Below are 22885 nucleotides of genomic sequence, written 5' to 3'. Positions count from 1 at the left end.
GCCTGGTGGCAGCGCTGATCATCTTCCTGGGTGGCAACGCCGCCGCCGCCGATGAAGGCCTCGTCTCTGCGCGGCAATCCTTGGCGGATTATGGCCTGGCCCGCTGCCTGATGGCCGCCTGGCCGGAGACCTCGGTTATCCGCGATGATATAGCAGCCGCGAGCGGGGCATTGCATCATATGGGGCGAGGAGCTCATCAGATCAGGCAGAATGAGGACACCCTGGAAGTGACGCATGACCCCTATCAGGTCATCGATGCGTTTGTACGCAAGGCCTATGCGGAGCACGCCACGCTGACAAAGGATGAACGGGAGAATGTGCTGCTTGGCTGTCTCGCTGTGTATCATCTTGATGAATACCGGCAATTGGTCAGCGCCCAGGATGAATTCATCGATAGGTGAGAGATTGGAACAGACCCAGGATAGCGATATATGGTGCCAGTATTACGCAAAGGCGCTTGCCCGAAAGCATGCCCAACGAACGGAGCTGGCGGCGGGGATGAATCAATCCTCCCTCAGGGTGGCGGTCGATTGTGGCTGTGGGACCGGGGCGGATATCGCCTACCTTGCCGAGCTGGGCTACTGCGTTCATGGCTTCGATATCAACCGCGACGCGGTTGCCATCTGCGAGCAGCGCTTCAAGAACAACCCCCGGGTCAGGATATCCGACGCCTCTTTCGAGCGATTTGCCTATCCGGAAAACGGGTTGGTTCTGGCCAATTCCAGCCTGTTCTTTGCCGACCCCCAGCGCTTCGATAAGACCTGGGCAAGCATCAGGTCGAGCCTGGGGGAGGGAGGCGTATTTGCCGGTGACTTCATGGGGATGAAAGACAGTTGGGCCACGGGTTATCGCAGTCCGACGCTACCCTTGACCAGGGAGCAGGTAAATGGACTGTTTGATGGCTTCGATATCATCAGGCTCGATGAGCGCGATGAGGACGGCCCTACTGCGTTGGGCAGGACCAAGCACTGGCATATGTTTTCCGTGGTGGCGATCAAGCGGGCCTGATTCGAAGAAGAGATGCCGAAGGCGTGGCGCCCGAACGCGGACCGGGGTGCTACACCCCGGTCCTGTCGCAGGCCGGATTCAGGCGCCCTTGGCCAGTTCAGCCTCGATCGCTGCCACCAGTCGCGGATCATCCGCGGCTACATCCGGGGCAAAGCGTGCAACCACTTCACCGCTGCGGCTGATCAGAAACTTCTCGAAGTTCCACAGCACATCCTTCGGTTCTCCCGGGTTGATGCCAAAACCTTTCAGACGCTCGCGGAACGGACCATCGCCAGCCGCTTGGGGCTGGGCAGCGGTCAGCTGCGCATACAGCGGATGCTGGTCATCACCGACCACCGAGATCTTGGAGAACAAGGGGAATTGAACGTTGTACTCGGTGGAGCAGAAACTCTGGATTTCCGCGTCGGTGCCCGGCTCCTGGCCTTTGAAGTTGTTGGCGGGAAAGCCCAGCACCTCCAGCCCCTGGTCGCGTTTATCCTGATACAAGGCTTCAAGCCCTTCGTACTGGGGTGTCAGTCCGCACTTGGAGGCGACGTTGACTACCAGTAGCACCTTGCCGCGGTAGTTGGCCAGGCTGGAGGGAGCGCCGTCGATCTGGGTCAGCGGGATGTCATACAGGGCGGTCATGTCGTATTTCCTCGGTATCGATGTTGTTAGTGGATACTGAAGGTAGCAGAACCTTTGCCTGCTGGTTAACTTTGTTGGGTGGGGTGGCGACACTGGTGCGGCGCTCTGGCGGTTACCGGTGGGCCCTGCCCAGGGTTACTGGACTGTCGGTTTCCTCAGCTACCCTAAAGAGGTGCATTCAACAGAGGAGATGCGGTCATGAAACTGACAGGAAGCTGTCTGTGCCAAGGCGTGCAATATGAAATCCACGGCCCGTTGAGCGATGTCTACAACTGTCATTGTTCCATGTGCCGCAAGCTGCATGCCGCGGCGTTCAGAACCTCCTGCAAGATCCGTTCGGCGGACTGGAAGACGCTGCGCGGCGAGGAGCTGATCCGGTTCTACGAATCCTCGCCGGGTGAGCACAAGGCCTTCTGTTCGGTATGCAGCTCCAGTCTGTATACTCGCTTCGATGCCAGGCCTGAGGTGTATGGCTTCCCACTTAGTACACTAGATGCCGACCCGGGTGTACGTCCCCAGCGGCATATTTTCGTGCAGAACAAAGCTCCCTGGTTCGAGATTACCGATGACCTGCCACAGCATGCTGGGTTCAGTTAGCGAGGTGGCGCCTGTGAGGATACGGATTGATGAAAAGCTGGCTGTTTCTATCCATCGCGATTGTCGCCGAGGTGATTGCTACCTCGGCGCTCAAGGCCAGTTCGGGATTCAGCAGGCTCTGGCCATCGGTGCTGGTGGTGGTCGGGTACGGCATCGCTTTCTATCTGCTGGCGCTGACGCTGCGCACCATTCCGGTGGGCGTCGCCTATGCGGTCTGGTCCGGCGCCGGCATCGTATTGATCGCGGTGGTGGCCTGGTTGCTGTTCGGGCAGAAGCTGGACCTGCCAGCCGTGATCGGCATGGGGCTGATCATTGCCGGTGTGGTTGTACTGAATGTATTTTCCAAGGCGGTTGCCCACTGACGATGGCGTGCCTCTTTTCGCCGGGCGGGGTATAATCGCCGGGCTTGCTTGGCAGAGGCTGTGCAGGCGCCTTTAACGCTATGGAAGTGAGGACGACCTCACTTTGTCATTCAGCGGGGACGGCCCCATTCAGAGGTAATCATGAACTGGGTCATTCTCGCTATCGCAGGTCTGTTTGAAATCGGTTGGGCTATCGGCTTGAAGTACACGGAAGGGTTCACCCGTCTGTGGCCCACGCTGGGTACCGCCTTGTCGATGGTGATCAGTGTCTGGCTACTCGGTATTGCCATGAAAACCCTGCCACTGGGCACCGCCTATGCGATCTGGGTCGGAATTGGTGCGGTGGGCACCGTGGTGCTGGGCATTCTGCTATTCGATGATCCGGCCAGTCCGCTGCGGCTGATCAGTCTGGTGCTGATTGGTGCCGGCATCCTGGGCCTCAAGCTGGCCAGCGCATAACGGGCGGGCGATGTTATGCTCGCGGGCCTGCTGAACTGGATACCGAGCCCCATGCAGAGACTGCCTTCCGACAATCCTCTGGTCGAACTCTATCGTGATGACTGGCTGTTGGCCGTGCACAAGCCGGCCGGCCTGCTGGTGCATCGCAGCCCCATCGACCGTCACGCCACCGAATTTGCCCTGCAGTATGCCCGGCAACTCAATGGCGGTGAGCATGTCTATCCCTGCCACCGGCTGGATCGTCCGACCTCGGGTGTGCTGTTGTTCGCGCGGGATCCGGATACCGCCAGTGTCTTCGGCAAGGCACTGATGGCGGGGCAGGTGAGCAAGGCCTACCTGGCGCTGGTACGGGGTTGGTCGGCGGAGCAGGGGATAATCGATCACCCGCTGCGTGAGCATGCGACCGACAGGCGCAACAAGGATGAGGAGCTACCGGTGCGCGATGCGCTTACGCATTTCCGGCGGCTGGCTACTACCGAGATTCCGGTGGAGGTGGAGGGCTATCCACAGAGTCGCTACAGCCTGCTGGCGCTGTATCCGCACACTGGTCGCAAGCATCAGCTGCGCAGGCACATGCAGCACATCAGTCATCCGATCATTGGCGATACCAATTACGGCCGTACCCGGCACAACAAGTACTTTGCCGCGCGCTTCGGTGGCAGTCGGTTGATGCTGGCGGCCACCGAGCTGGCCTTCGAGCACCCGGCCACCGGCGAGCCACTGCGGGTGCAGTGCTTGCCGGAGGCCAGTTTCACGCAGGTGCTATCGATCTTTGACGACCTGCCGCCGCTGCTGGCGTGAGTCTCAGTCGAGAATCAGCACATGCCCATCGCTGGGATCGATGCGGCCATTGACCAGGGTGTCGACCAACGCTGGGGCCGCATCGAGTCCCTGATGATTCTGTAGCGCGATCCAGGGTGAGCTCGTATCACGTACTCGGTCGATGAAACTCAGTTGTGCAGCGTTGAAACGCCGTGTCACTTCCGCAGGCCCCCAATCGGCATTGCGTTTGCGGATCTGGTTCGGTGCGAAGTAGGTCTGTGGTTGCGGGCCGGCGAGTTTCAGGTTCTGTTCGCTGATATGGTCCTGGCTATGGGCCGAACCGGCGTAGCAGTCATGCATCAGCGATGCGCCAAAGTGGGCGTGGACGCGCTGGCGCAGTCCGGCGTTGCCGGAGAAGTCGACATACAGGGTGGGAACACTGGCATCCAGCGACTCCAGTTGGTCATAGGTGACCGTCTGCTGATAGCAGCCGAGGCCTTCCACATACTCCCGGTTACTGGCTGAGGTGAGGCCAACCAGTTGCACGTCATTGCGGCCCTGCAGGCAGAACACGGTGCCGAACGCGGTCTTGCTCGAGGCGCTGGAAACGACAATGCGTCTGGCATCGAAGAAGCGGTTGTCCTCCAGATAGTCGGCAAGCATGAACGAGGTGATGAACAGCGGCCGCAGCAGCATCTGATAATCCTCGTTTTCCGGACGATAGGCCGCGTCGCTACTGTTGCGCTGGTACTGGTTATAGGCTGAGGTCAGGCTCAGTCGATGTTCGCTGCCATCGTAGAAACCGCGTTCGGTTACCCGTACCGGCTCCACCACCAGATGCGTGGCGATCGGCCAATAGCCATAGAAGCGCTCACCAATGGTCAGGCCTTCCACCGTGGTGCTGACCACCTCGGCAAAGCCCCAGGCCGGCATATGGCCCCAGCCTGCGTCGCCAGTGGGGAAGAAGTCCCAATAACGCAGGTGCGGAGTGTCACCAAAGGCGGCATAGGTGATGTTGTTGGTGGTCAGCGCCAGCCGGCTGATCTTCAGCAGGGCCTGGCCGGCTTGCAGATCACCCTGGGTTTGGGTGACGATGCGGGTACGCGCGAGGTCGCGTTTGTCAGTTTGCAGACTATGGATCTGAGTCATGTTGGGCTCCGGTAAAGACAATCTTGCAGTACACAGACTGTACGCCAGCCCTGGGCTGGACGGGTTCGGATAACCATGAACGGCAAGACGCCCCCTGTAACCCGCAGTAAACCGCTGAAACGGCCCACACAGGCCCGGGCGCGTTTCACCGTCCAGGCGATATTCGACACCTATGTTCGGATTTGGCAGCGCGATGGCTGGGACAAGCTGACCACCCGCGCCGTGGCGCTGGAAGCGGGTGTGGCGGTCGGCACCCTGTACGATTACTTTCCCAGCAAGGAAGCGCTGCACTCGGCCTATGTGCGCCATTGCATCGAAACGCTGATCCAGGCCGTGGAGCAGCAGGTGGTGCTGCCGGCAGACCTGGCTTGGCGGCAGCGTATGCACCGACTGATTCAATTGCTCAGCGGCCGGCGTGAGCTATCCTGGTTTCATCCTGACATGATGGAACTGGAGCCACGGGTTGCCGAACAGAAGCACCAACAGCGCGCCTGCTCCGAGTTCCTGGCCATGTGGCGGCGTGTCTTCAATGCCTGTACCGATCTGCCGCAACAGCCGGACGATAGTCTGATCCAGGCGCTGCATCTTGCCGTATGGGGCGGTCGTCGCTATGCCATGCAATTGCATTTGGATGATGCCGGTATGCAGCACTGGGCGGAGGAAATGGAACAGCTGTGTCTGGCTCGGCTGGAGCGGTTGGCTCAATAGTAACCAGTAGGGAGCTGAAGAATGTCATTCGCCAAGGCAAGTTGGCACCGTCGGATTCCCGCCAGGCGCGTTCCAGCATGGGGGCTGATGCTCCTGGCGGCAACGGCGCTGATGGCCTGCGAATCAAGCAGCCACCCCTATGGGTTATACAGTGAAAAGGTGCCGGTCTGTTTCAGCACATCAGCGGGCTTTGAGTGTGAAGGCGAGGCGGAGAACCGCCTGCTGATTGCCCCTGCGGCGTCAGGACAGGCGCTTGTCGATCTGGACATGGTGTTTACCAACGGCCACTCCTGTACGGCAGAAAACGCCCCAGGCCAATGGGCGGAGGGTCATCTTGTCGTCACGGTGGACAGCGGCACGGATGCCTGCGAGTTCACTATCAGCTTCAGTGGCAAAGAAGCGACTCTCGCGGACGACCCGGATACTCCCTGCCGCGAAAGGATATGTGGGGCAAGGGGGATGCTGGACGGCATGGTGCTACCTTTCAAGGGCGAGCCAGCGGACGATAAAGGCCGAACGGGTGGGGTGAATGATGCATAAGGGGCGCTGTCCTTAGGGACGCTACTGAGCTGGAGGAAAAGACCAATGAAACCTCATATCACTGTCATTACCCTCGGTGTCGACGATCTGCACAGGTCATTGCGTTTCTATCGGGATGGCCTGGGTTTCCCTACCCAGGGTGTCATGGGCGAAGAGTTCGAGTACGGAGCTGTCGTATTCATCGATATGCAGCCTGGCTTGCGTCTGGCCTTGTGGCCGCGCGGAAGTATTGCCCATGACACAGGGCTGGCCGTCGGCCCGTCTAGTCCGACGGAAATGACCTTGGGGCATAATGTCCATTCGACCGCGGAAGTCGATGCGGTCATGGCCAGAGCGGGCGGCGCAGGCGCAGTAATCGTCAAGCAAGCGCATGAGACGTTCTGGGGTGGCTACTCCGGTTACTTTCAAGATCCGGATGGTCATCTCTGGGAGGTCGTCTGGAATCCGCATTGGTCTGAGTAGTGGCGGGCTGGCGATGACGCTCCGCCGTGCCATATCATCTGCCGTCCAGTCATTGCCAGCTCGAGTCATGCTCAATCTATCTTGGTGAGCGCATCTTCCTTGTGCATGGCAATGTGATCGGTCTTGTCACTTTTTATCTCGTATTGCGGTGAATCCTTGCTCGCCCGGCGTGGATGTCCTTTGTAGGTGGTGTCTGCGGTGTGTACCTTGATGATGGTGCCGCTGACCCGGCCGGCCTCGGAATTCCAGCTGACGTGGTCGTTGACCTTGAACTTCATGACGTGCGCCCTCGGTAGCCTGTTACTGTTGTGACAAGGGGCAGGGTGGAAGGTTTGTCCGAGCTTGGCGCTGATGGCGCAGCACAGCTAATCTTTCCCTGTTCATTTCATACAAGAGAGGGTACTGACATGGAGACGATGGAGCTGCACCGTGGACGACTGATCGACCACATCCAACTGGTGGTGCGGGATCTGCCTGCCGCGCAGCGATTCTATACCGCGATTCTCGATGTGCTGAACGTTCCCATCAATGGCACTGGCGAAGGGTTCTTCTGGGCTGATGAACTGGTGATCTCGACAGCGGACTCCGAGGCGGCACAGGGCGAATTGACCGGACGCCAGCACCTGGCATTCCAGGCGCACGACCAGGCCATGGTGGATGCCTTCCATCAGGCGGCGCTGGCCAGTGGTGGCAAGGACAATGGTGCTCCGGGAACGCGCCCCTATCACCCCGATTACTACGCTGCATTCGTCCTGGACCCTGACGGCAACAATATCGAAGCTGTCTATCATGGTGAAGCAAGGCGCAGTGCGCCATCGGTGCATATCACCTTCGAGTCGGACTGAGTTAGGGCGCTGTCGTCATGCTGGTGACCATTTCCCGCTACAGCTTTCCCTATGAGGCCCAGCTGGCTCGCGCGCTGCTGGAGAGCGAGGGGATTCCCGCGTTCATCGCCGACGAGCACACCATCAACATGCAGTGGCTGTATTCCGACGCGTTGGGCGGGGTGCGGCTGCAGGTGCCGGAGCCCTATGTGCAGGCTGCGCAGAAGGTGCTGGCGGAGGATCGCGAGCAGGCGCTGGTCGAACAGCAGGATATCGATATTCGGCACTGTCCCCGTTGCGGCAGTGCCAATACCGAGTATCACCAGATTGGTCGGCGCTGGGCGTTTCTGGTCTTCCTGGGCATCAATTTCCCGCTGTTTCCGGTGCGCGATGGCATCCTCTGCCGGGATTGCGGGAGGGTCTCGAAGTCATGATCTGCTAAAAAACACTTGATTGTTATAATATAACGAATCATATTGCTCCCCAATCCGTGGCGTGGGGCCATGGGCATTCGACTTTGCATCTGTGGGGAAGCATGAAAAGGTTACGTCATCCGTTGGCTGCGGCAGTTGCCCTGGCCAGTCTTTCCGGGTTGCCCGTGTTGGCAGCCGATTCTCTCAGCCTGCCGGACACCACGGTCAGCGCCTCGTCCCATGGTAGCCGGGCAGCGGAGCTGAGCTCCTCGGTCGAGGTGTTGCGCGGTGATGATCTGGTGACCGGCAGACAGGCGACCCTGGGCGATACCCTGTCCGGTCTGCCAGGCGTTCACTCCAGCGGCTTTGGGCCCGGTGTCGGCCGGCCGGTTATTCGTGGCCTGGACGGCGCGCGGGTAAGGGTGTTGAGCGATGGCGTGGGGGTACTGGATGCGTCAACCAGCAGCCCGGACCATGCCATCACCAGCGAAATGCAGTTGCTGGAACAGGTGGAGGTCATCAAGGGGCCAGCGACGCTGATGTACGGCGGCGGAGCCATTGGCGGGGTGGTCAACCTGATTGATCGGCGCGTGCCGACCTACATTCCGGAGCGCGGTATCGAGGCGGATCTGGAGCTGCGTGGCAATACCGTGGCCGATGAGCGCGCCGGCGCCGTCGGCGTGACCGCCGGTAGCGGGCAGTTCGCGCTGCGGCTGGAAGGCAGCAAACTGGAGGCCGACCCCTACCGCATTCCGGGCAGCCCATCACGCCAGGCGGGAGCGTTCAACGAGTCCGACTCGGCGGCCTTCGGCTTGAGCTGGATCGGTGAGCGCGGTTATCTGGGGGTGGCCTACAGCGAGCAGAACCGGGAATACGGCCTGCTGGCGCATGAGCACGCCGATTGCCATACCCATGGCCCAACCTGGCATTGTGGCGGCCATGACCATGATCACGACGATGACCATGGTCATGACCACGATCATGACCACGCCGCGGCGTTCATCGATATGCGTCAGCAGCGCTGGGATCTGCGTGGTGAATACCAGGATCCCTTTGCCGGCTTCGAGAAGGTGCGGCTGCGCATGGCGCATACCGATTACCAGCATAAGGAAATCGAAGGCAGCCAGGTCGGTACCCGCTTCGACAACCGGGGCAGCGAGGCGCGTCTGGAGTTGACCCACCGGCCGCTCGCGGGCTGGCGTGGCGTTATCGGTGGGCAGACCACCCGGCGCGACTTTTCCGCGTTGGGCGAGGAGGCCTATGTGCCGGCGACGCTGACCAGCAACCATGCACTGTTCCTGGTCGAGGAACTGCAGCTGGGCAACTGGCGCCATGAGATCGGCCTGCGCCATGAATGGCAGAACGTGGATGTGAAACGCACAGCGGCGGATGTGTCCCACCGTGGGACTTCGATTTCCGCTGGCACCACCTGGCGCTTTGTGCCGGATCATGCCTTGTTCGCCAGCCTGTCCCGTTCCCAGCGCCTGCCGACCGCCGAAGAGTTGTATGCGGCTGGTCCCCATGCCGCGACCCGTACCGTGGAGTTGGGCAACGCCAACCTGCGTGAGGAAACCGGCTACAACCTGGAGGTTGGCCTGCGCAAGCTGGCCGGCACCCTGACCTACAGCCTCAGTGCCTTTCGCAATCAGGTGGATGATTTCATCTACGCCGCCGATGCCGGCTACGATCCAGGCGGCGGCTACCGTGTGGTGGAATACCGCCAGGACGACGCGCTGTTGCGCGGCTTCGAGGCCAGTCTGGGCGTTCGTGCCACAGATGCGCTGCAGGTTACCCTGTTCGGTGACAGCGTGCGTGGCAAGCTGCGCAACGGCGGTGGCGACCTGCCGCGTATTCCGGCAGACCGTTACGGTGTACGTCTGGAGCAGCGCCTGAGCAGTCAACTGACCGGCGAGCTGGAAAGCTACCGCGTGCGGCGCCAGGGCAATACCGCTGCCCATGAAACCGATACCGGCGGCTACAGCATGCTCAACGCCGGGTTGAGCTATCGTGGCCACAGCCAGGTCGGCGTGGATTACCTACTGTATGCACGGGCCAACAACCTGCTGAATGACAAGGCCCGCCAGCACACCTCCTATATCAAGGATGAGGTGCTGTTGCCGGGGCGCAATCTGACGGTGGGCATGCGCTTCAGTTTCTGATTGGCATTTGTACAACGCGCTCGGGGCTGCAACACTGCCCAGTCCATGTTCAGCCCGGAGCGTCCAGCATGTACAAACTCTGTTTCTTTGTTCCCGAGTCTCATCTGGAGTCGGTCAAGCAGGCAGTATTTACCGCCGGCGGTGGCCGCATCGGTGATTACGAGCATTGCTGCTGGCAGGTGTTGGGCCAGGGGCAGTTCCGTCCGTGCCAGGGGGCCAATCCGTTCATTGGCCGGCAGGGAGAACTGGAGCAGGTGGCCGAATATCGGGTGGAGCTGGTGTGCCGGGATGATCTGATCAGGGACGTAGTGGTCGCGCTGAGGCAGGCGCACCCCTACGAGGAGCCCGCCTTCGATGTCTGGCAACTGCTGGATATCTGAGCGGGGGCCGCACCGCGGGAGCGGCCCGGCATGGCGTGCCCCGGTTCGAGACCGGGGCACGGGTCTCCGGTTCAGGCGCTTTGGCGGGCCTCATCCTTGAAACCGGCAGCCGGCACGGGGCTGGCCAGGTATGACGCCATGGAGTCGTCCATGGCCTCCAGCCAACGGCTGTGGTGCGGAGTGGCCATGGTGCCGGTGATGACCGAGCGGTAGAGCCGGTCACGGAAGGTCATGATGTTCTCCTCCTTGTGCTGCATCCAGTCCAGGAAAATCTGCTTCACGCCTTCGATGTCAAAGCTCGGATAGTCGGTCTGTTCGATCAGGCTGTGCACATAGTCGCCCTGGAAGCCGATCATGCCCGGCACATCGACGATCTCGTCCTCGCGTTGGCGCCACGCCAGGCTGTGCTGGCGCATGGCTGCCTGCTCGGGCAGTGCAATGCGCTGGAGGATCACGTCACGGACGTACCAGGCCTGGGCGTCGAACATGTTGAAGGTGAACCATTGGTCCTGCATACCGAGGTAGAAGAGCTTAGGATTGTTCTCCCAGACGGTGCCCTGATAGAGGTTCAGCGGCCACAGGCGGTTGTCGGTTTCCAGGCGCAATGATTCGTCCAGGAAAGGAAAATAGTGCTGGTATCCGGTACACAGGATGATCGCATCGATACGTTTTGAGGTGCCGTCGGAAAAGTGGGCCGTGTTGCCATTCACTTTGAGCAGCAAGGGTTTTTCTTCCCAGTTGTCCGGCCATTCAAAGCCCATTGGCCCGCTGCGGTAGCTGGAGGTGATGCTGCGAGCGCCGTATTTGTAGCATTGCGAGCCGATGTCCTCCGCTGAATAGCTGCTGCCGATCAACAGTACATCCTTGCCGCGAAATTCGGTGGCATCGCGGAAATCGTGGGCATGCAGAATGCGCCCGGGGAAGCTGTCGAAGCCTTCGAATTCCGGTACGTTGGGAGTGGAAAAGTGGCCGGAGGCAACCACAACGTGGTCGAAGGTCTCGGTGCTGGTCGTATCGGTTGCATGGTCATGGGCGGTCACGCTGAACAAGCCGCTCTGCTCATCGTAGGTTACACGACGAACCGGGCAGTTGAAGCGGATATAGCGGCGTACATCGGCCTTTTCAACCCGCCCCTTGATATAGTCCCAGAGTACTTCCCGCGGCGGATAGGAGGCCAGGGGCCGGCCGAAATGCGCGTCGAAACTGTAGTCTGCGAACTCGAGGCCCTCCTTCGGACCGTTTGACCAGAGATAGCGATACATGCTGCCGTGCACGGGCTCGCCATGCTCGTCCAGGCCGGTGCGCCAGGTGTAATTCCACAGGCCGCCCCAGTCGCTCTGTTTCTCGTAACAGACCAGCTCGGGAATCTCATGACCCTGCTGCTGCGCCGACTGGAATGCACGAAGCTGGGCCAGGCCGCTGGGGCCGGCGCCGATAATGGCTACTCTCATATTTTTACTTCCTTCAATAAATAAGAAGCACTGCCAGCCATTGGTTATATGGTCTTATTTGGACTTACGACAGCGGAGGAAGCCAGCCGGTTTATTGGCGGCTGGCTGAGGACGTTAGAGTTATTGCTTAGACGTATAAGTATAAAGGCTGATCAGCCGTGTGGCTAGTGTGGTTATTGTGTCGGGCCGCCATGGGGATGATTCACTGTGCTGCAGGGGGCAGTCGGCGAAGGGGGAGGGAACGAAAAAGGCCACACCCTGGGGGTGTGGCCTTGGTCTCAGCGGCGGGGCCTGATCACTTGGCGCCGAAGGGTTGCGGCCGTGGTGTGTCGTTGGTCGACGGCGGCAGGATCGGCATGGTGAAGGTTGGCTGTTGACCAGTCAGGGTCTTGAGGAAGGCAACCACATTGTTGATTTCCTCTTTCTGTAGTTCACGGCCCAGCTGCAGGCGCGCCATGACGTCGGTAGCCTCTTCCAGCGTCCAGTAGGCGCCATCGTGGAAGTAGGGGTAGGTCAGTTCGACGTTGCGCAGTGTCGGCACCTTGAAGGTGAAGCGGTCCGCATCCTTGCCGGTAACCGCCGCACGGCCTTCAGCCGGGTTGGCGGTCTGATAGGCTTCCACTACACCCATGCGCTGGAACGAGGTCCCGCCAGCGGCCGGACCGTTGTGGCAGGCGACACAGCCGATGCTCTTGAAAGTCTCGTAACCGGCCAGCTCCTGGGCAGTGATGGCATCGTCATCACCCTTGAGCCACAGGTCAAAACGCGAGTTCGGCGTCACCAAGGTTTCCTCGAACTCGGCGATGGCATCGGTGATGTTCTCGATGGTGACCTCAGCACTGCCATAGACTTTGGCGAACTCTTCCCGGTACTGCGGAATGGAGTTGATCACATCGATTGCCAGCAGGTGACTGGAGGCCATTTCCATCGGGTTCGCGATCGGGCCACCGGCCTGCTCCTGAAGGTTGGCGGCACGGCCATCCCAGAACTGCGCTACGCTCAGGCTGGAGTTCAGTACAGTCGGCGAGTTGATCGGACCTTCCTGCCAGTTGTGGCCGATGGAGGTTGGCAGGTTGTCACTGCCGCCCGTGCTCAGGTTGTGACAGGAGTTGCAGGAAATGAACCCGGACATGGACAGGCGCGGATCGAACCACAGTTTCTTGCCCAGCTCCACTTTTTCCGGTTCGGCGGAGACGTAGGGGTCAATCGGCTTGATCAACTCGGTGGTCAGACGGTCGGCATGTGCCTGCATGCTGAGGCCGAGTCCGGCGGCGATGGCGATAGTGAGTAGCTTTTTCACGGATAATGCTCCTTGACATGTAGCACAACAGGCATGGTTCTGTGGCCATGTTCTTGATGGCTATAGTGTTCCTCAGCTGGAGGAGGAGGGTGTTGATCTGGGTCAAGGTCTTATTTCAACGAGGGTCCCATCGGGGACCAGGTCCCATAGTTCCCGCATGCTGCGGTTGTCCAGGGCGATGCAGCCGTTGGTCCAGTCGAGCCCGGTGAAGAACCACTCGGGGTACTCTTCATCCACCGGCGTGCCATGAATCATGATCATGCTGCCGGGGTCTGCACCGCGTTTCCAGGCGTCGGCCCGGTCCTTGAGGTTGGGGTAGTCCAGGTGCAGGCTGAGATTGTAGCTGGGGCTGCGGTGCCGCCAGTCGATACTGTAGATGCCCTCCGGTGTGCGATCGTCGCCCCGTTCCTGCTTGTGCCCGACCGGCTGTTTGCCCAGGGCGATGCGGTACTGGCGAATCACCTGGCCATGGCTGATCACCTCCAGGCGCCTTTCGTGCTTGTGGATCAGCAGTTGATCGATGGCCGGTGGCGTGGCCAGGCAATTGGCCGCGAACAGCCCGAACAGCAGTGCAGCCAGCCAGCGGCTCATCGCACGGCGCCGCCGGATTTGCCGGTAGGCCAGGTGATATCGTTCATGCGTACCGGAAAATGCTGGGTGGGATAGTCGAGGAAATACTGGCGCAGCGTCTTGCTGATGGTGGGAAAGGCCAGTTGATCCCAGGGAATTTCCGCCTCGCTGAAGAGTCTGACTTCCAGGCTCTCTTCGCCGGCGGCGAAATCCGCATCGGCCAGTTGACCGCGGAAGAACATGTAGACCTGATTGATGTGCGGCAGGTTGAACAGCATGTACAGCTGCTGCGCTGCCACCCTGGCCCGCGCCTCTTCCCAGGTTTCCCGCAGGGCTGCCTGCTCGGTGGTTTCGCCGTTCTCCATGAAGCCCGCCGGTAGTGTCCAGAAACCGCGGCGCGGCTCGATGGCGCGACGGCAGAGCAGCACATGCCGCTCCTGGGTGACCAGGCAGCCGGCGACGATGCGTGGATTCTGGTAATGGATGACTTCGCAGTGATCGCACACATAGCGGGGACGATTGTCACCTTGCGGGATCCGCTCGGTGACAGCCTGTCCACAATGGCAGCAGAATTTCATGTCGCGGATACTCCCGGCTGGTAGGCTGGCATGGCGGTATCTTGCGTTGCAACGGCCCGGCGGTAAAGGGGGGGAGACTGCTGTGGCGGTCGCTATGGCGGCTTATTCGGTAGCATAGAGGTGCTGGCTCGGTGACGGTGATCATGCCATGATTGGGAAAAATGACGAGGTAGGTTGCATGCTGGACAAAGTGCGCTCGCGGGTTCCCGGGTATCGACCGCGAGCAGTCGAGGCGGCCGGACTTCCGGAGGCGGGGGTTCTGGTGCCGGTAACCTGTATAGATGACAAGCCGGAGATCATTCTCACCCTGCGTTCCAACAGCCTGTCGACCCACTCAGGGGAAGTGGCGCTGCCCGGCGGGCGACGTGATCCGGGGGATGTCGACCTGGCTTATACCGCCCTGCGCGAAGCTCACGAGGAAATCGGCCTGCTGCCGGATCTGGTGGAAGTGGTGGGGCCGCTGGGCAGTCTGGTGTCGCGGTTCGGCATCAAGGTCACGCCCTATGTCGGCATAGTGCCGGATGTGTTCGATCTACGCCCCAACGAGAGTGAGATCCAGGAAGTCTTCCGCGTGCCGGTGAGCTACTTTCTCGGCGACAACCGGGAAATGACCCACCGCATCGATTATGAAGGGCGTAGCTGGTATGTCCCCAGCTACCGCTATGAAGGCTTTCGCATCTGGGGGCTGACCGCGCTGATTCTGGTCGATCTGATGAACGTCGCCTTCGACGCCAATATCCCGCTGCGCACTCCCCCCAACGAGTGGAGCGATCCGACTAAGGAGTAGGAATGAAGTACAGACTGGGCAATGACCGTGTGGAGATGGCTGATGATGCCTGGATTGCCGATAGCGCCATGGTGATCGGCAAGGTGCGCCTGGAAAAGGGCGCCAGCGTCTGGTTCAACGCCGTATTACGCGGTGATTGCGAGTTGATCCTGATCGGCGAGAACAGCAACGTCCAGGATGGCGCGATCATGCATACCGACTACGGTTTCCCGCTGACCCTTGGCAAAGGCGTCACTGTTGGTCACAAGGCCATGCTGCATGGCTGCACTGTGGGGGATGACAGTCTGATCGGCATCAACGCGGTGGTGCTCAATGGTGCCAGGATTGGCCGTAACTGCATCATCGGCGCCAATGCGCTGGTGCCTGAGGGCAAGGAAATTCCCGATGGCTCGCTGGTCATGGGCTCGCCCGGCAAGGTGGTGCGCCAGTTGAGCGAGCAGCAACATCAGGCAATCGTCGCCGGCGCCGCCCACTATGTGCATAACGCCCAGCGTTACCGCCGTGATCTGCAGCCGCAGGAAGATTGATGTCTCAGGAACAACCGGTCAAATCCCCCTGTGTGTATGTCTGCTGCCTGGATGACAACGACATCTGCACCGGCTGCCAGCGCAGCGGTGCGGAAATCACCGAGTGGGGACGCGCCAGCAATGAGCGGCGCCGGGAAATCCTGGGGCTTTGTGAGCGCCGGGCCCATGAGCAGGGCCTGTGGTTGAATGTTGGAACGGTAAAAGGATAGTCGGCATGCCCTGTATTGGAACGCCATTGACCGGGAATGCTACCCGTGTATTGCTGCTCGGCTCAGGTGAGCTGGGCAAGGAAGTGGCCATTGAACTGCAGCGCCTGGGCTGCGAAGTCATTGCCGTGGACCGTTATGCCAACGCCCCGGCGATGCAGGTGGCGCACCGCAGTCATGTGATCAACATGCTGGATGCCGCTGCCCTGCGTCAGGTGGTCGAGGTCGAACGGCCTGCGTATATCGTGCCGGAGATCGAAGCCATTGCCACCGCCGCGCTGGTGGAGCTGGAAGGGGAGGGCTATACCGTCATTCCCACTGCCCGCGCCGCGCAACTGACCATGGATCGTGAAGGTATCCGGCGGCTGGCCAGTGAAGAATTGAAACTGCCCACCTCGCCTTACCGGTTTGCCGACGGGCATGCGGATTATCTGGCGGCGGTCAGGGAGATCGGTCTGCCCTGTGTGGTCAAGCCGGTGATGAGTTCCTCGGGCAAGGGGCAGAGCCTGCTGCGCAGCGAGCAGGATATCGAGGCGGCCTGGGAATATGCCCAGTCAGGTGGGCGTGCCGGTGTCGGCCGGGTGATCGTCGAGGGCTTCGTCGATTTCGACTATGAAATCACCCTGCTGACGGTGCGGCATATAGGGGGCACCAGCTTCTGTGCCCCGATTGGTCATCGTCAGGAAAGCGGTGATTATCGCGAGTCCTGGCAGCCGCAGCAGATGAGCGAGCAGGCCTTGGCACTGGCGCAGGATGTAGCGCGGCGGATTACCGATGCACTGGGCGGGCGCGGCGTGTTCGGCGTCGAGCTGTTCATCAAGGGCGATCAGGTCTGGTTCAACGAGGTGTCACCGCGGCCGCATGATACCGGCCTGGTTACGCTGATTTCCCAGGAGCTGTCCGAATTTGCCCTGCACGCCCGGGCCATCCTCGGGCTGCCGATTCCGCAGATCCGCCAGTTCGGCCCGGCGGCCTCGGCAGTGGTCATGGCTGACGGGTGCTCCCAGAGTATCAGCTACGGCAATCTGCAGCAGGCGTTGAGCGAGCCGGATACCCAGTTGCGGCTGTTCGGCAAGCCCGGTGCGGAGGGCTTACGGCGCATGGGGGTGGCGTTGGCACGGGATGAGAGCACCGATCTGGCGCGGACCCGGGCGCAGCGTGTGAGCCAGGCGGTGAAGGTCGAGCTGTAGGAGGGGGGGCGGTCAGTCCTGCTCGTCGGCCGCCGGCTGCAAGTCCAGCTGCCAGATCCGCACGCTCTTGATCATGTTGTCCTTGGTCTGCAGGATCTCCATGCGGTACTGGCCGATACTCAGGCCCACGATATTGTCAGGAATGTTTTCCAGGCGCTCGGTAATCAGCCCGTTGAGGGTCTTGGGGCCGTCCTCGGGTAGCCGCCACAGCAACTGCCGGTTGATCGCCCGCAGGGTAACGCTGCCGTCGATCACATAGGTGCCATCCCCCTGGGGGTGGATATCATGGTTGGCCGGTAGCAGGTCGGTGGTGAACTCGCCGACGATCTCTTCCAGGATGTCCTCCAGGGTCACCAGCCCGATCACATCGCCATACTCATCCACCACGAAACCGATGCGCCGCTTGTGCTTCTGGAAATTCAGCAGCTGGGTATGCAGCGGGGTGTTCTCCGGGATGAAGTAGGGCTCCTTGCAGGAGGCGATCAGGGTTTCCTTGGTCAGCTCGTCACGGCTCAGCAGTCGGGCGATGGCGCGCATGTGCACCAGGCCGGTGACATTGTTGATGTCCCCGCGGAATACCGGCAGTCGGGTGTGGTGGCTGGTCTGCAGTTGGTCGAGAATGACCGTCATGTCATCATCCAGATCGATGCCATAGGCCTCGTTACGTGGCACCATGATGTCATTGACGGTCATCTTCTCCAGGTCGAGGATGCTCAGCAGCATGTTCTGCCGGCGGGGCGTGATGCCCAGGCTGGCCTCGTTGACCACGGTGCGCAGTTCTTCGCTGCTGAGCTGGCCCGCATGGCTCTCCTGCAGGCTGATGCCAATCAGGCGCAGCAGGCCGTTGCTGATCGTGCCACACAGCCAGACCACCGGGTACAGCAGTCGCTGTAGCACACTGAGGACGATGGTGACGCGGAAGGCGATGGTTTCCGGGCGCAGCGCGGCAAAGGTCTTGGGCGTGATCTCGCCAAAGATGAGCAGGATGATGGTCACCGCTATGGTGGCAATGGCGATGCCCGCATCGCCCCACAGCTGCACCGCCACCACGGTGGCGATCGAGGCGGCAAGAACATTGACGATATTGTTGCCGACCAGAATGGTGCCCAGCAAGCGGTCAGGGCGGTTGAGCATGTCCTCGGCGCGCTGGGCGGCGCGGTTACCCTTGTTGCTCAGGTGTTTGAGCCGGTAGCGGTTGAGGCTCATCATGCCCGTCTCGGAGCTGGAGAAGAACGCCGAGCAGACGACGAGTACGGCCAGTATCAGTAACAGTACGCCGGTGCTTGTGTCACTCAAGAGTTACCTCGGCACGGGTTGGTGAGCCATCACATCGGCAGAATGAATTCGCTGACCAGTTTGCTGCCGAAGAACGCCAGCATCAACAGGAGGAAGCCGCCCAGCGTCCAGCGGATGGCATTGCTGCCGCGCCAGCCGCGGAAATGCCGGCCCCACAGCAGAATGCCGAACACCACCCAGGCCAGGCAGGACAGCAGTGTCTTGTGCGCAACACTCTGATCGAACATGTTGTCGAGGAAGACGAAGCCGGAAATCAGCGACAGGGTCAGCAGTACTTCGCCGCACAGCAGGAACTGGAACAGCAGCTCCTCCATGGTCTGCAGCGGCGGAAAGGTACGATTGAAGCGCACCGGGTTGCGGTGCTTGAGCTGATGATCCTGGAATGCCAGCAGGGTCGCCTGGAAAGCCGCAATGGTAAGGATGCCGTAGGCCAGGATCGACAGCAGCACATGAATCAGCAGGGTCGACTTGCCGGGAATGGTCGCTGCCCCGTGGCCGGGGAACAGCCAGGCCAGCAGCTCGGTGATCAGTGCCAGTGGGAACAGCACCAGCAGCAGGCTGGTGACCGGCGCGCGCAGGCTGAACACCAGGGTCACGGCGATGACCAGCCAGGCGATCAGCGAGGAAACATGGAAAAAACCGAACGACAATCCGTGGCCGGTGAACAGCTGCACATAGAGGCTGACCGCGTGGGCGGCCAGCGCCGCTGCCCCGATGGTGCGTAGCAACCCGGGGCGGGCGATCTGCCGCTGCTGCAGGCAGCGTACATGGTAGAGCGTGCCGCCGAGATAGAGCACAGCGGCAAGCAGACTGGATATCAGAGCTGTCATACGTCCTTGCAAATGCTTATCAATTAGTTGGGAGTGTCGCACAAGCTGTGCTGAGGATAAAGCGCTTGCTGCATCCACACAAACCCCAATGTATACTTGCCGGCCAGAACGCCTCAACCCGTAGCGGGGTACGCGGGGCAAAGGAGAATTCGTCGATGTTTGAAAATCTTACCGAACGCCTGTCCGGCACCCTCGCTGGGGTCACCGGTCGTGCCAAGCTGACCGAAGAGAATATCAAGGATACGCTGCGCGAAGTGCGCATGGCGCTACTCGAGGCGGACGTCGCCCTGCCGGTGGTCAAGACCTTCGTTGACCAGGTGCGCGATCGCGCGGTAGGCCAGGAAGTATCCCGTAGCCTGTCGCCGGGGCAGGTATTCGTCAAGATCATCAAGGCCGAGCTGGAAGCGGTCATGGGCCAGGCCGAGGGCCTGAACCTGGCGGTGGCACCGCCGGCCGTGATCCTGATGGCGGGTCTGCAGGGCGCCGGTAAGACCACCAGTGTCGCCAAGCTGGCCAAGACCCTGCGCGAGCGGCAGAAGAAAAAGGTCATGGTGGTCAGCGCCGACGTTTACCGTCCGGCGGCGATCAAGCAGCTGGAAACCCTGGCGGCGGAAGTGGATGTCACCTTCTTCCCCTCGGATCTGACCCAAAAGCCGGTTGCCATTGTCGAGGCGGCGATCCGTGAGGCGAAGAACCGCTTCATGGATGTGCTGATCGTCGATACCGCCGGTCGCCTGCATGTCGACGCCGACATGATGGACGAGATCAAGGCGGTGCATGCGGCGGCCAACCCCGCCGAGACGCTGTTCGTGGTCGATGCCATGACGGGTCAGGACGCCGCCAATACCGCGCAGGCGTTCAACGAGGCGCTGCCGCTGACCGGGGTGATCCTGACCAAGGTCGATGGTGATGCCCGTGGTGGTGCCGCGCTGTCGGTGCGGCATATCACCGGCAAGCCGATCAAGTTTCTCGGTGTGGGCGAGAAGACCGATGCCCTCGAGCCTTTCCACCCCGACCGGGTTGCCTCGCGCATCCTCGGCATGGGGGACGTGCTCAGCCTGATCGAACAGGCCGAGCAGAAGCTGGACAAGGACAAGGCCGAGAAGCTCGCCAAGAAGCTCAAGAAGGGCAAGGGCTTCGACCTGGAAGACTTCCGCGACCAGTTGCAGCAGATGCGCGGCATGGGCGGGCTGGGTTCGCTGATGGACAAGCTGCCGATGATGGGCAAGATCAATCCGGCACAGATGGAAACCGCCCAGACCCAGGCGGAAAAGCAGTTCAAGCAGATGGAAGCCATCATCAACTCGATGACTCCCGCCGAACGGCGCAATCCGGACATCATCAGCGGCTCGCGCAAGCGCCGCATCGCTGCCGGCTCGGGCACCCAGATCCAGGATATCGGTCGGGTGATCAAGCAGCACAAGCAGATGCAGAAGATGATGAAGAAGGTCAGCGGCAAGGGCGGCATGGCCAAGCTCATGCGGGGCATGGGCGGTATGGGAGGCATGGGTGGCGGTGGTGGTATGATGCCGCCGCCGGGCGGTGGTATGCCCCGGTTCTGAGGCCTGCCGGCGGTGTCGGCAGGGCTGGATGACGAAGCGCCGCCGGCCGGTTGCTGGAGTGCTTCACAAAGGAGTTTCATTTGTCCGCGATATTCCGTAGAATACGCGACCTTTCGGGCTACATGCCCGTAATGAATCCATGAGTGCTACTCAAATACAGGAAACGATGTTCACATGGTAACTATTCGTCTTGCTCGTGGCGGTTCCAAGAAGCGCCCCTTCTATCATCTGACTGTTGCCAACAGCCGCAATTCCCGCGATGGCCGTTTCGTTGAGCGCGTCGGTTTCTTCAACCCGGTTGCCGCCGGTGGCGAAACCCGCCTGTCCGTCAACCAGGAGCGCGTAAGCTACTGGCTGGGTCAGGGCGCACAGCCGTCCGAGCGTGTTGCTTCTCTGCTGAAGGAAGCTCAGGCCTCCGCCTGATATGATCCGCCAGCCTGAGTCGGCTGGATCACCTCTGGTGGTCCTCGGCAAGATCGTATCGGTTCATGGCATACGCGGGGCGGTGAAGGTGTATTCGCACACCGATCCGCTGGACAATGTGCTGGACTACCCCGAGTGGACCATTCGCCGGGGCGATGAACAGCGTCAGGTGTCCGTTGTTGCGGGGCGCGTTCAGGGACGCATCCTGGTGGTGCAGCTCAAGGGGCTGGCCGACCGGGACCAGGCGCTGGAACTGGTGGATTGGGAAATCTGCGTGCCGCGATCCGAATTGCCGGAACTGGAAGACGGTGAATTCTACTGGTATCAGCTGGAAGGTCTGCAGGTAGTGACCCTTGACGGGAAGCTGTTCGGTCGTATCGACCACCTGCTGGAAACCGGCTCCAATGATGTCATGGTGGTAAAGCCCTGTGCGGGCAGTATCGATCAGCGTGAACGGCTGCTGCCGTACCTGCCGGATCTGTACGTAAAGCACATCGACCTTGCGGCGGGAATCATGCAGGTCGACTGGGATCCGGAGTTCTGACCGGTGTGGGCCGGTGTGGTGACCCTGTTTCCCGAGATGTTTACGGCGTTGACCGAGCACGGTGTGACCGGGCGCGCCGTCAAGCGGGGCCAGCTGGCGGTCGAGTTCAGCAATCCCCGTGACCATGCCCACGATCGGCACCGTACGGTCGATGACCGGCCCTTCGGGGGCGGACCAGGCATGTTGATGAAGGTCGAGCCCTTGCTGGAGGCGATTGAAGCCATCCGCGAGAAGGCCCCCTCCACCCCACGGGTGATCTATCTGTCTCCCCAGGGGCAACCGCTGACCCAGCAACGGGCAGTGGAGTTGGCGGAGCTGGACAGTGTGGTACTGCTGTGCGGACGCTACGAGGGAATCGACGAACGCATCATCGAGATGTGCGTCGATGAGGAAATTTCCATTGGCGACTATGTGTTGTCCGGTGGTGAGCTGGGAGCCATGGTGCTCCTGGATGCGGTAACCCGTCTGATCCCCGGCGTGCTTGGGCATGCGGACTCGGCGGTAGAGGATTCGTTTTCGGAAGGGTGGCTGGATTGTCCACACTACACCCGGCCGGAAGAGTTTGCGGGGCAGCGCGTACCGGAGGTGCTGCTCAGTGGTAATCATGCACTGATCCGGCGCTGGCGTCTCAAGCAGTCCTTGGGCAGAACCTGGCAACGACGCCCGGAACTGCTTGCGGAACTGACGTTGAGCAAAGAACAGCAGCAACTGCTGGCGGAATACATCCGCGAGCAGGAAACCGATAACCATTGAAGCAAGTCCGGCGGCTTGTAGGAGTTTTAGAAATGTCCAACATCATTGCCCAGCTCGAAGCAGAGCAAATGACCCGTGAAATCCCTGCGTTCGCGCCGGGTGACACTGTCATCGTCCAGGTTAAAGTGAAGGAAGGCGATCGTCAGCGTCTGCAGGCCTTCGAAGGCGTGGTTATCGGTAAGCGTAACCGTGGTCTGAACTCCGCGTTCACCGTCCGCAAGATCTCCAGCGGTGTCGGCGTCGAGCGTACCTTCCAGACCTATTCGCCGATGGTGGAAACCATTACCGTCAAGCGTCGCGGCGACGTGCGCAAGGCCAAGCTGTACTACCTGCGCGCCCTGTCCGGCAAGGCCGCACGTATCAAGGAAAAGCTCGGCTGATCGAGCGTTTTACCTGGTACTCAAGAAACCGCCTTCGG

31 protein-coding genes are annotated in these 22885 nt (G+C 60.8%); 22 read left to right on the top strand and 9 right to left on the bottom strand.

Annotated features, from left to right (window positions below):
- Positions 1 to 5 precede the first annotated feature (5 nt).
- Positions 6 to 401, top strand: a complete 396-nt coding sequence (locus CQ007_RS16440) for a hypothetical protein (RefSeq protein WP_146114599.1) — start codon at positions 6 to 8, stop codon at positions 399 to 401.
- Between the two features lie 97 nt (positions 402 to 498).
- Complete coding sequence (locus tag CQ007_RS16435) at positions 499 to 1008, top strand: trans-aconitate 2-methyltransferase (RefSeq protein ID WP_218278904.1); 510 nt, start codon at positions 499 to 501, stop codon at positions 1006 to 1008.
- Positions 1009 to 1086: 78 nt separating this feature from the next.
- On the opposite strand, the gene CQ007_RS16430 is transcribed toward CQ007_RS16435, so the two are convergent.
- Positions 1087 to 1635 (bottom strand): glutathione peroxidase, encoded by a 549-nt coding sequence (locus CQ007_RS16430; protein ID WP_105646919.1) that lies wholly within the window; start codon positions 1633 to 1635, stop codon positions 1087 to 1089.
- 198 nt (positions 1636 to 1833) lie between these two features.
- Here CQ007_RS16430 and CQ007_RS16425 point away from each other — a divergent pair, with 198 nt between their 5' ends.
- The 4 genes from CQ007_RS16425 to CQ007_RS16410 all read left to right on the top strand — a co-directional run bounded on the left by CQ007_RS16425 (position 1834) and on the right by CQ007_RS16410 (position 3854).
- The gene (locus tag CQ007_RS16425) at positions 1834 to 2232 is read left to right on the top strand and encodes a GFA family protein (protein WP_105646918.1); all 399 of its coding nucleotides are present in this window, start codon (positions 1834 to 1836) and stop codon (positions 2230 to 2232) included.
- 29 nt (positions 2233 to 2261) lie between these two features.
- Complete coding sequence (locus tag CQ007_RS16420) at positions 2262 to 2594, top strand: SMR family transporter (RefSeq protein WP_105646917.1); 333 nt, start codon at positions 2262 to 2264, stop codon at positions 2592 to 2594.
- A 141-nt stretch (positions 2595 to 2735) separates the two neighbouring features.
- On the top strand, positions 2736 to 3053 hold the full coding sequence (sugE, locus tag CQ007_RS16415) for a quaternary ammonium compound efflux SMR transporter SugE (protein ID WP_105646916.1): 318 nt from the start codon (positions 2736 to 2738) through the stop codon (positions 3051 to 3053).
- Positions 3054 to 3104: 51 nt separating this feature from the next.
- On the top strand, positions 3105 to 3854 hold the full coding sequence (locus CQ007_RS16410) for a pseudouridine synthase (RefSeq protein ID WP_105646915.1): 750 nt from the start codon (positions 3105 to 3107) through the stop codon (positions 3852 to 3854).
- 3 nt (positions 3855 to 3857) lie between these two features.
- Here CQ007_RS16410 and CQ007_RS16405 read toward each other — a convergent pair whose 3' ends face one another.
- Positions 3858 to 4964, bottom strand: coding sequence for a DUF2855 family protein (locus tag CQ007_RS16405; RefSeq protein ID WP_105646914.1), 1107 nt, complete (start codon positions 4962 to 4964; stop codon positions 3858 to 3860).
- 75 nt (positions 4965 to 5039) lie between these two features.
- Between CQ007_RS16405 and CQ007_RS16400 the strand changes: the two genes are divergently transcribed.
- The 3 genes from CQ007_RS16400 to CQ007_RS16390 are packed head-to-tail and all read left to right on the top strand — an operon-like array spanning position 5040 to position 6674.
- On the top strand, positions 5040 to 5672 hold the full coding sequence (locus CQ007_RS16400) for a TetR/AcrR family transcriptional regulator (protein ID WP_105646913.1): 633 nt from the start codon (positions 5040 to 5042) through the stop codon (positions 5670 to 5672).
- 21 nt (positions 5673 to 5693) lie between these two features.
- Entirely contained in the window at positions 5694 to 6212 is a 519-nt protein-coding gene (locus CQ007_RS16395; protein ID WP_146114598.1) for a hypothetical protein, read from the top strand.
- Between the two features lie 45 nt (positions 6213 to 6257).
- On the top strand, positions 6258 to 6674 hold the full coding sequence (locus tag CQ007_RS16390) for a VOC family protein (RefSeq protein WP_105646911.1): 417 nt from the start codon (positions 6258 to 6260) through the stop codon (positions 6672 to 6674).
- A gap of 71 nt (positions 6675 to 6745) precedes the next feature.
- Here the strand turns inward: CQ007_RS16390 and CQ007_RS16385 are convergent, their stop codons facing one another.
- Complete coding sequence (locus CQ007_RS16385) at positions 6746 to 6952, bottom strand: DUF2945 domain-containing protein (protein WP_105646910.1); 207 nt, start codon at positions 6950 to 6952, stop codon at positions 6746 to 6748.
- A 129-nt stretch (positions 6953 to 7081) separates the two neighbouring features.
- Here CQ007_RS16385 and CQ007_RS16380 point away from each other — a divergent pair, with 129 nt between their 5' ends.
- The 4 genes from CQ007_RS16380 (at position 7082) to CQ007_RS16365 (ending at position 10450) form a co-directional block, all read left to right on the top strand.
- Positions 7082 to 7519, top strand: a complete 438-nt coding sequence (locus CQ007_RS16380; RefSeq protein WP_105646909.1) for a VOC family protein — start codon at positions 7082 to 7084, stop codon at positions 7517 to 7519.
- A gap of 17 nt (positions 7520 to 7536) precedes the next feature.
- Complete coding sequence (locus tag CQ007_RS16375; RefSeq protein WP_177424378.1) at positions 7537 to 7932, top strand: DUF2007 domain-containing protein; 396 nt, start codon at positions 7537 to 7539, stop codon at positions 7930 to 7932.
- A 101-nt stretch (positions 7933 to 8033) separates the two neighbouring features.
- Positions 8034 to 10070, top strand: a complete 2037-nt coding sequence (locus tag CQ007_RS16370) for a TonB-dependent receptor (protein WP_105646908.1) — start codon at positions 8034 to 8036, stop codon at positions 10068 to 10070.
- 68 nt (positions 10071 to 10138) lie between these two features.
- Positions 10139 to 10450, top strand: coding sequence for a YqfO family protein (locus tag CQ007_RS16365; RefSeq protein ID WP_105646907.1), 312 nt, complete (start codon positions 10139 to 10141; stop codon positions 10448 to 10450).
- Positions 10451 to 10521: 71 nt separating this feature from the next.
- On the opposite strand, the gene CQ007_RS16360 is transcribed toward CQ007_RS16365, so the two are convergent.
- The 4 genes from CQ007_RS16360 to CQ007_RS16345 all read right to left on the bottom strand — a co-directional run bounded on the left by CQ007_RS16360 (position 10522) and on the right by CQ007_RS16345 (position 14349).
- The gene (locus CQ007_RS16360) at positions 10522 to 11901 is read right to left on the bottom strand and encodes an NAD(P)/FAD-dependent oxidoreductase (protein ID WP_105646906.1); all 1380 of its coding nucleotides are present in this window, start codon (positions 11899 to 11901) and stop codon (positions 10522 to 10524) included.
- A gap of 295 nt (positions 11902 to 12196) precedes the next feature.
- Positions 12197 to 13201 (bottom strand): cytochrome-c peroxidase, encoded by a 1005-nt coding sequence (locus CQ007_RS16355; protein WP_305888515.1) that lies wholly within the window; start codon positions 13199 to 13201, stop codon positions 12197 to 12199.
- A 102-nt stretch (positions 13202 to 13303) separates the two neighbouring features.
- Entirely contained in the window at positions 13304 to 13792 is a 489-nt protein-coding gene (locus tag CQ007_RS16350) for a murein L,D-transpeptidase family protein (RefSeq protein WP_105646905.1), read from the bottom strand.
- Entirely contained in the window at positions 13789 to 14349 is a 561-nt protein-coding gene (locus CQ007_RS16345) for an NUDIX hydrolase (protein ID WP_105646904.1), read from the bottom strand. Before CQ007_RS16345 ends, CQ007_RS16350 begins: the two co-directional genes overlap by 4 nt.
- A 178-nt stretch (positions 14350 to 14527) precedes the next feature.
- Here CQ007_RS16345 and CQ007_RS16340 point away from each other — a divergent pair, with 178 nt between their 5' ends.
- The 4 genes from CQ007_RS16340 to purT are packed head-to-tail and all read left to right on the top strand — an operon-like array spanning position 14528 to position 17059.
- Positions 14528 to 15136, top strand: coding sequence for a CoA pyrophosphatase (locus CQ007_RS16340; protein ID WP_105646903.1), 609 nt, complete (start codon positions 14528 to 14530; stop codon positions 15134 to 15136).
- A gap of 2 nt (positions 15137 to 15138) precedes the next feature.
- A complete protein-coding gene (locus CQ007_RS16335) occupies positions 15139 to 15663 on the top strand; it encodes a gamma carbonic anhydrase family protein (RefSeq protein ID WP_105646902.1) in 525 nt (174 codons plus the stop codon).
- Entirely contained in the window at positions 15663 to 15872 is a 210-nt protein-coding gene (locus tag CQ007_RS16330) for a DUF1289 domain-containing protein (protein ID WP_105646901.1), read from the top strand. Before CQ007_RS16335 ends, CQ007_RS16330 begins: the two co-directional genes overlap by 1 nt.
- A 5-nt stretch (positions 15873 to 15877) precedes the next feature.
- Positions 15878 to 17059, top strand: coding sequence for a formate-dependent phosphoribosylglycinamide formyltransferase (purT, locus tag CQ007_RS16325; protein ID WP_105646900.1), 1182 nt, complete (start codon positions 15878 to 15880; stop codon positions 17057 to 17059).
- A 12-nt stretch (positions 17060 to 17071) separates the two neighbouring features.
- Here the strand turns inward: purT and CQ007_RS16320 are convergent, their stop codons facing one another.
- Together CQ007_RS16320 and CQ007_RS16315 are read right to left on the bottom strand one after the other, a co-directional pair.
- Positions 17072 to 18355, bottom strand: a complete 1284-nt coding sequence (locus tag CQ007_RS16320; RefSeq protein ID WP_105646899.1) for an HlyC/CorC family transporter — start codon at positions 18353 to 18355, stop codon at positions 17072 to 17074.
- A gap of 29 nt (positions 18356 to 18384) precedes the next feature.
- Positions 18385 to 19185, bottom strand: a complete 801-nt coding sequence (locus CQ007_RS16315; protein ID WP_105646898.1) for an inner membrane protein YpjD — start codon at positions 19183 to 19185, stop codon at positions 18385 to 18387.
- A gap of 155 nt (positions 19186 to 19340) precedes the next feature.
- Here CQ007_RS16315 and ffh point away from each other — a divergent pair, with 155 nt between their 5' ends.
- From ffh to rplS, 5 genes are all read left to right on the top strand, one after another.
- Positions 19341 to 20747 carry a signal recognition particle protein gene (gene ffh / locus CQ007_RS16310; RefSeq protein ID WP_105646897.1) on the top strand — a complete coding sequence of 469 codons (1407 nt, stop codon included), beginning with the start codon at positions 19341 to 19343 and terminating at the stop codon, positions 20745 to 20747.
- A gap of 174 nt (positions 20748 to 20921) precedes the next feature.
- On the top strand, positions 20922 to 21170 hold the full coding sequence (gene rpsP, locus CQ007_RS16305; protein ID WP_105646896.1) for a 30S ribosomal protein S16: 249 nt from the start codon (positions 20922 to 20924) through the stop codon (positions 21168 to 21170).
- A 1-nt stretch (position 21171) separates the two neighbouring features.
- Positions 21172 to 21714: a ribosome maturation factor RimM gene (gene rimM / locus CQ007_RS16300; RefSeq protein ID WP_105646895.1), complete on the top strand. Its 543-nt coding sequence runs from the start codon at positions 21172 to 21174 to the stop codon at positions 21712 to 21714.
- A 3-nt stretch (positions 21715 to 21717) separates the two neighbouring features.
- On the top strand, positions 21718 to 22467 hold the full coding sequence (gene trmD / locus CQ007_RS16295; protein WP_105646894.1) for a tRNA (guanosine(37)-N1)-methyltransferase TrmD: 750 nt from the start codon (positions 21718 to 21720) through the stop codon (positions 22465 to 22467).
- A gap of 32 nt (positions 22468 to 22499) precedes the next feature.
- A complete protein-coding gene (gene rplS / locus CQ007_RS16290) occupies positions 22500 to 22847 on the top strand; it encodes a 50S ribosomal protein L19 (RefSeq protein ID WP_105646893.1) in 348 nt (115 codons plus the stop codon).
- Positions 22848 to 22885: the final 38 nt, after the last annotated feature.

Origin of the sequence: Pseudomonas sp. MYb185 (assembly GCF_002979975.1) — a bacterium.
GTDB lineage: Bacteria > Pseudomonadota > Gammaproteobacteria > Pseudomonadales > Pseudomonadaceae > Halopseudomonas.
Note: the sequence above shows the minus strand (reverse complement) of the source record. Positions and strands in the feature narration are given on the sequence as shown.

What these genes read in the sequence shown, in the direction of transcription:
- CQ007_RS16435 (WP_218278904.1), top strand. Translation starts at nt 499, where the DNA reads ATGAATCAATCCTCCCTCAGGGTGGCGGTCGATTGTGGCTGTGGGACC.
- CQ007_RS16430 (WP_105646919.1), bottom strand. Translation starts at nt 1,635, where the DNA reads ATGACCGCCCTGTATGACATCCCGCTGACCCAGATCGACGGCGCTCCC.
- CQ007_RS16425 (WP_105646918.1), top strand. Translation starts at nt 1,834, where the DNA reads ATGAAACTGACAGGAAGCTGTCTGTGCCAAGGCGTGCAATATGAAATC.
- CQ007_RS16420 (WP_105646917.1), top strand. Translation starts at nt 2,262, where the DNA reads ATGAAAAGCTGGCTGTTTCTATCCATCGCGATTGTCGCCGAGGTGATT.
- sugE (WP_105646916.1), top strand. Translation starts at nt 2,736, where the DNA reads ATGAACTGGGTCATTCTCGCTATCGCAGGTCTGTTTGAAATCGGTTGG.
- CQ007_RS16410 (WP_105646915.1), top strand. Translation starts at nt 3,105, where the DNA reads ATGCAGAGACTGCCTTCCGACAATCCTCTGGTCGAACTCTATCGTGAT.
- CQ007_RS16405 (WP_105646914.1), bottom strand. Translation starts at nt 4,964, where the DNA reads ATGACTCAGATCCATAGTCTGCAAACTGACAAACGCGACCTCGCGCGT.
- CQ007_RS16400 (WP_105646913.1), top strand. Translation starts at nt 5,040, where the DNA reads ATGAACGGCAAGACGCCCCCTGTAACCCGCAGTAAACCGCTGAAACGG.
- CQ007_RS16395 (WP_146114598.1), top strand. Translation starts at nt 5,694, where the DNA reads ATGTCATTCGCCAAGGCAAGTTGGCACCGTCGGATTCCCGCCAGGCGC.
- CQ007_RS16390 (WP_105646911.1), top strand. Translation starts at nt 6,258, where the DNA reads ATGAAACCTCATATCACTGTCATTACCCTCGGTGTCGACGATCTGCAC.
- CQ007_RS16385 (WP_105646910.1), bottom strand. Translation starts at nt 6,952, where the DNA reads ATGAAGTTCAAGGTCAACGACCACGTCAGCTGGAATTCCGAGGCCGGC.
- CQ007_RS16380 (WP_105646909.1), top strand. Translation starts at nt 7,082, where the DNA reads ATGGAGACGATGGAGCTGCACCGTGGACGACTGATCGACCACATCCAA.
- CQ007_RS16375 (WP_177424378.1), top strand. Translation starts at nt 7,537, where the DNA reads ATGCTGGTGACCATTTCCCGCTACAGCTTTCCCTATGAGGCCCAGCTG.
- CQ007_RS16370 (WP_105646908.1), top strand. Translation starts at nt 8,034, where the DNA reads ATGAAAAGGTTACGTCATCCGTTGGCTGCGGCAGTTGCCCTGGCCAGT.
- CQ007_RS16365 (WP_105646907.1), top strand. Translation starts at nt 10,139, where the DNA reads ATGTACAAACTCTGTTTCTTTGTTCCCGAGTCTCATCTGGAGTCGGTC.
- CQ007_RS16360 (WP_105646906.1), bottom strand. Translation starts at nt 11,901, where the DNA reads ATGAGAGTAGCCATTATCGGCGCCGGCCCCAGCGGCCTGGCCCAGCTT.
- CQ007_RS16350 (WP_105646905.1), bottom strand. Translation starts at nt 13,792, where the DNA reads ATGAGCCGCTGGCTGGCTGCACTGCTGTTCGGGCTGTTCGCGGCCAAT.
- CQ007_RS16345 (WP_105646904.1), bottom strand. Translation starts at nt 14,349, where the DNA reads ATGAAATTCTGCTGCCATTGTGGACAGGCTGTCACCGAGCGGATCCCG.
- CQ007_RS16340 (WP_105646903.1), top strand. Translation starts at nt 14,528, where the DNA reads ATGCTGGACAAAGTGCGCTCGCGGGTTCCCGGGTATCGACCGCGAGCA.
- CQ007_RS16335 (WP_105646902.1), top strand. Translation starts at nt 15,139, where the DNA reads ATGAAGTACAGACTGGGCAATGACCGTGTGGAGATGGCTGATGATGCC.
- CQ007_RS16330 (WP_105646901.1), top strand. Translation starts at nt 15,663, where the DNA reads ATGTCTCAGGAACAACCGGTCAAATCCCCCTGTGTGTATGTCTGCTGC.
- purT (WP_105646900.1), top strand. Translation starts at nt 15,878, where the DNA reads ATGCCCTGTATTGGAACGCCATTGACCGGGAATGCTACCCGTGTATTG.
- CQ007_RS16315 (WP_105646898.1), bottom strand. Translation starts at nt 19,185, where the DNA reads ATGACAGCTCTGATATCCAGTCTGCTTGCCGCTGTGCTCTATCTCGGC.
- ffh (WP_105646897.1), top strand. Translation starts at nt 19,341, where the DNA reads ATGTTTGAAAATCTTACCGAACGCCTGTCCGGCACCCTCGCTGGGGTC.
- rpsP (WP_105646896.1), top strand. Translation starts at nt 20,922, where the DNA reads ATGGTAACTATTCGTCTTGCTCGTGGCGGTTCCAAGAAGCGCCCCTTC.
- rimM (WP_105646895.1), top strand. Translation starts at nt 21,172, where the DNA reads ATGATCCGCCAGCCTGAGTCGGCTGGATCACCTCTGGTGGTCCTCGGC.
- rplS (WP_105646893.1), top strand. Translation starts at nt 22,500, where the DNA reads ATGTCCAACATCATTGCCCAGCTCGAAGCAGAGCAAATGACCCGTGAA.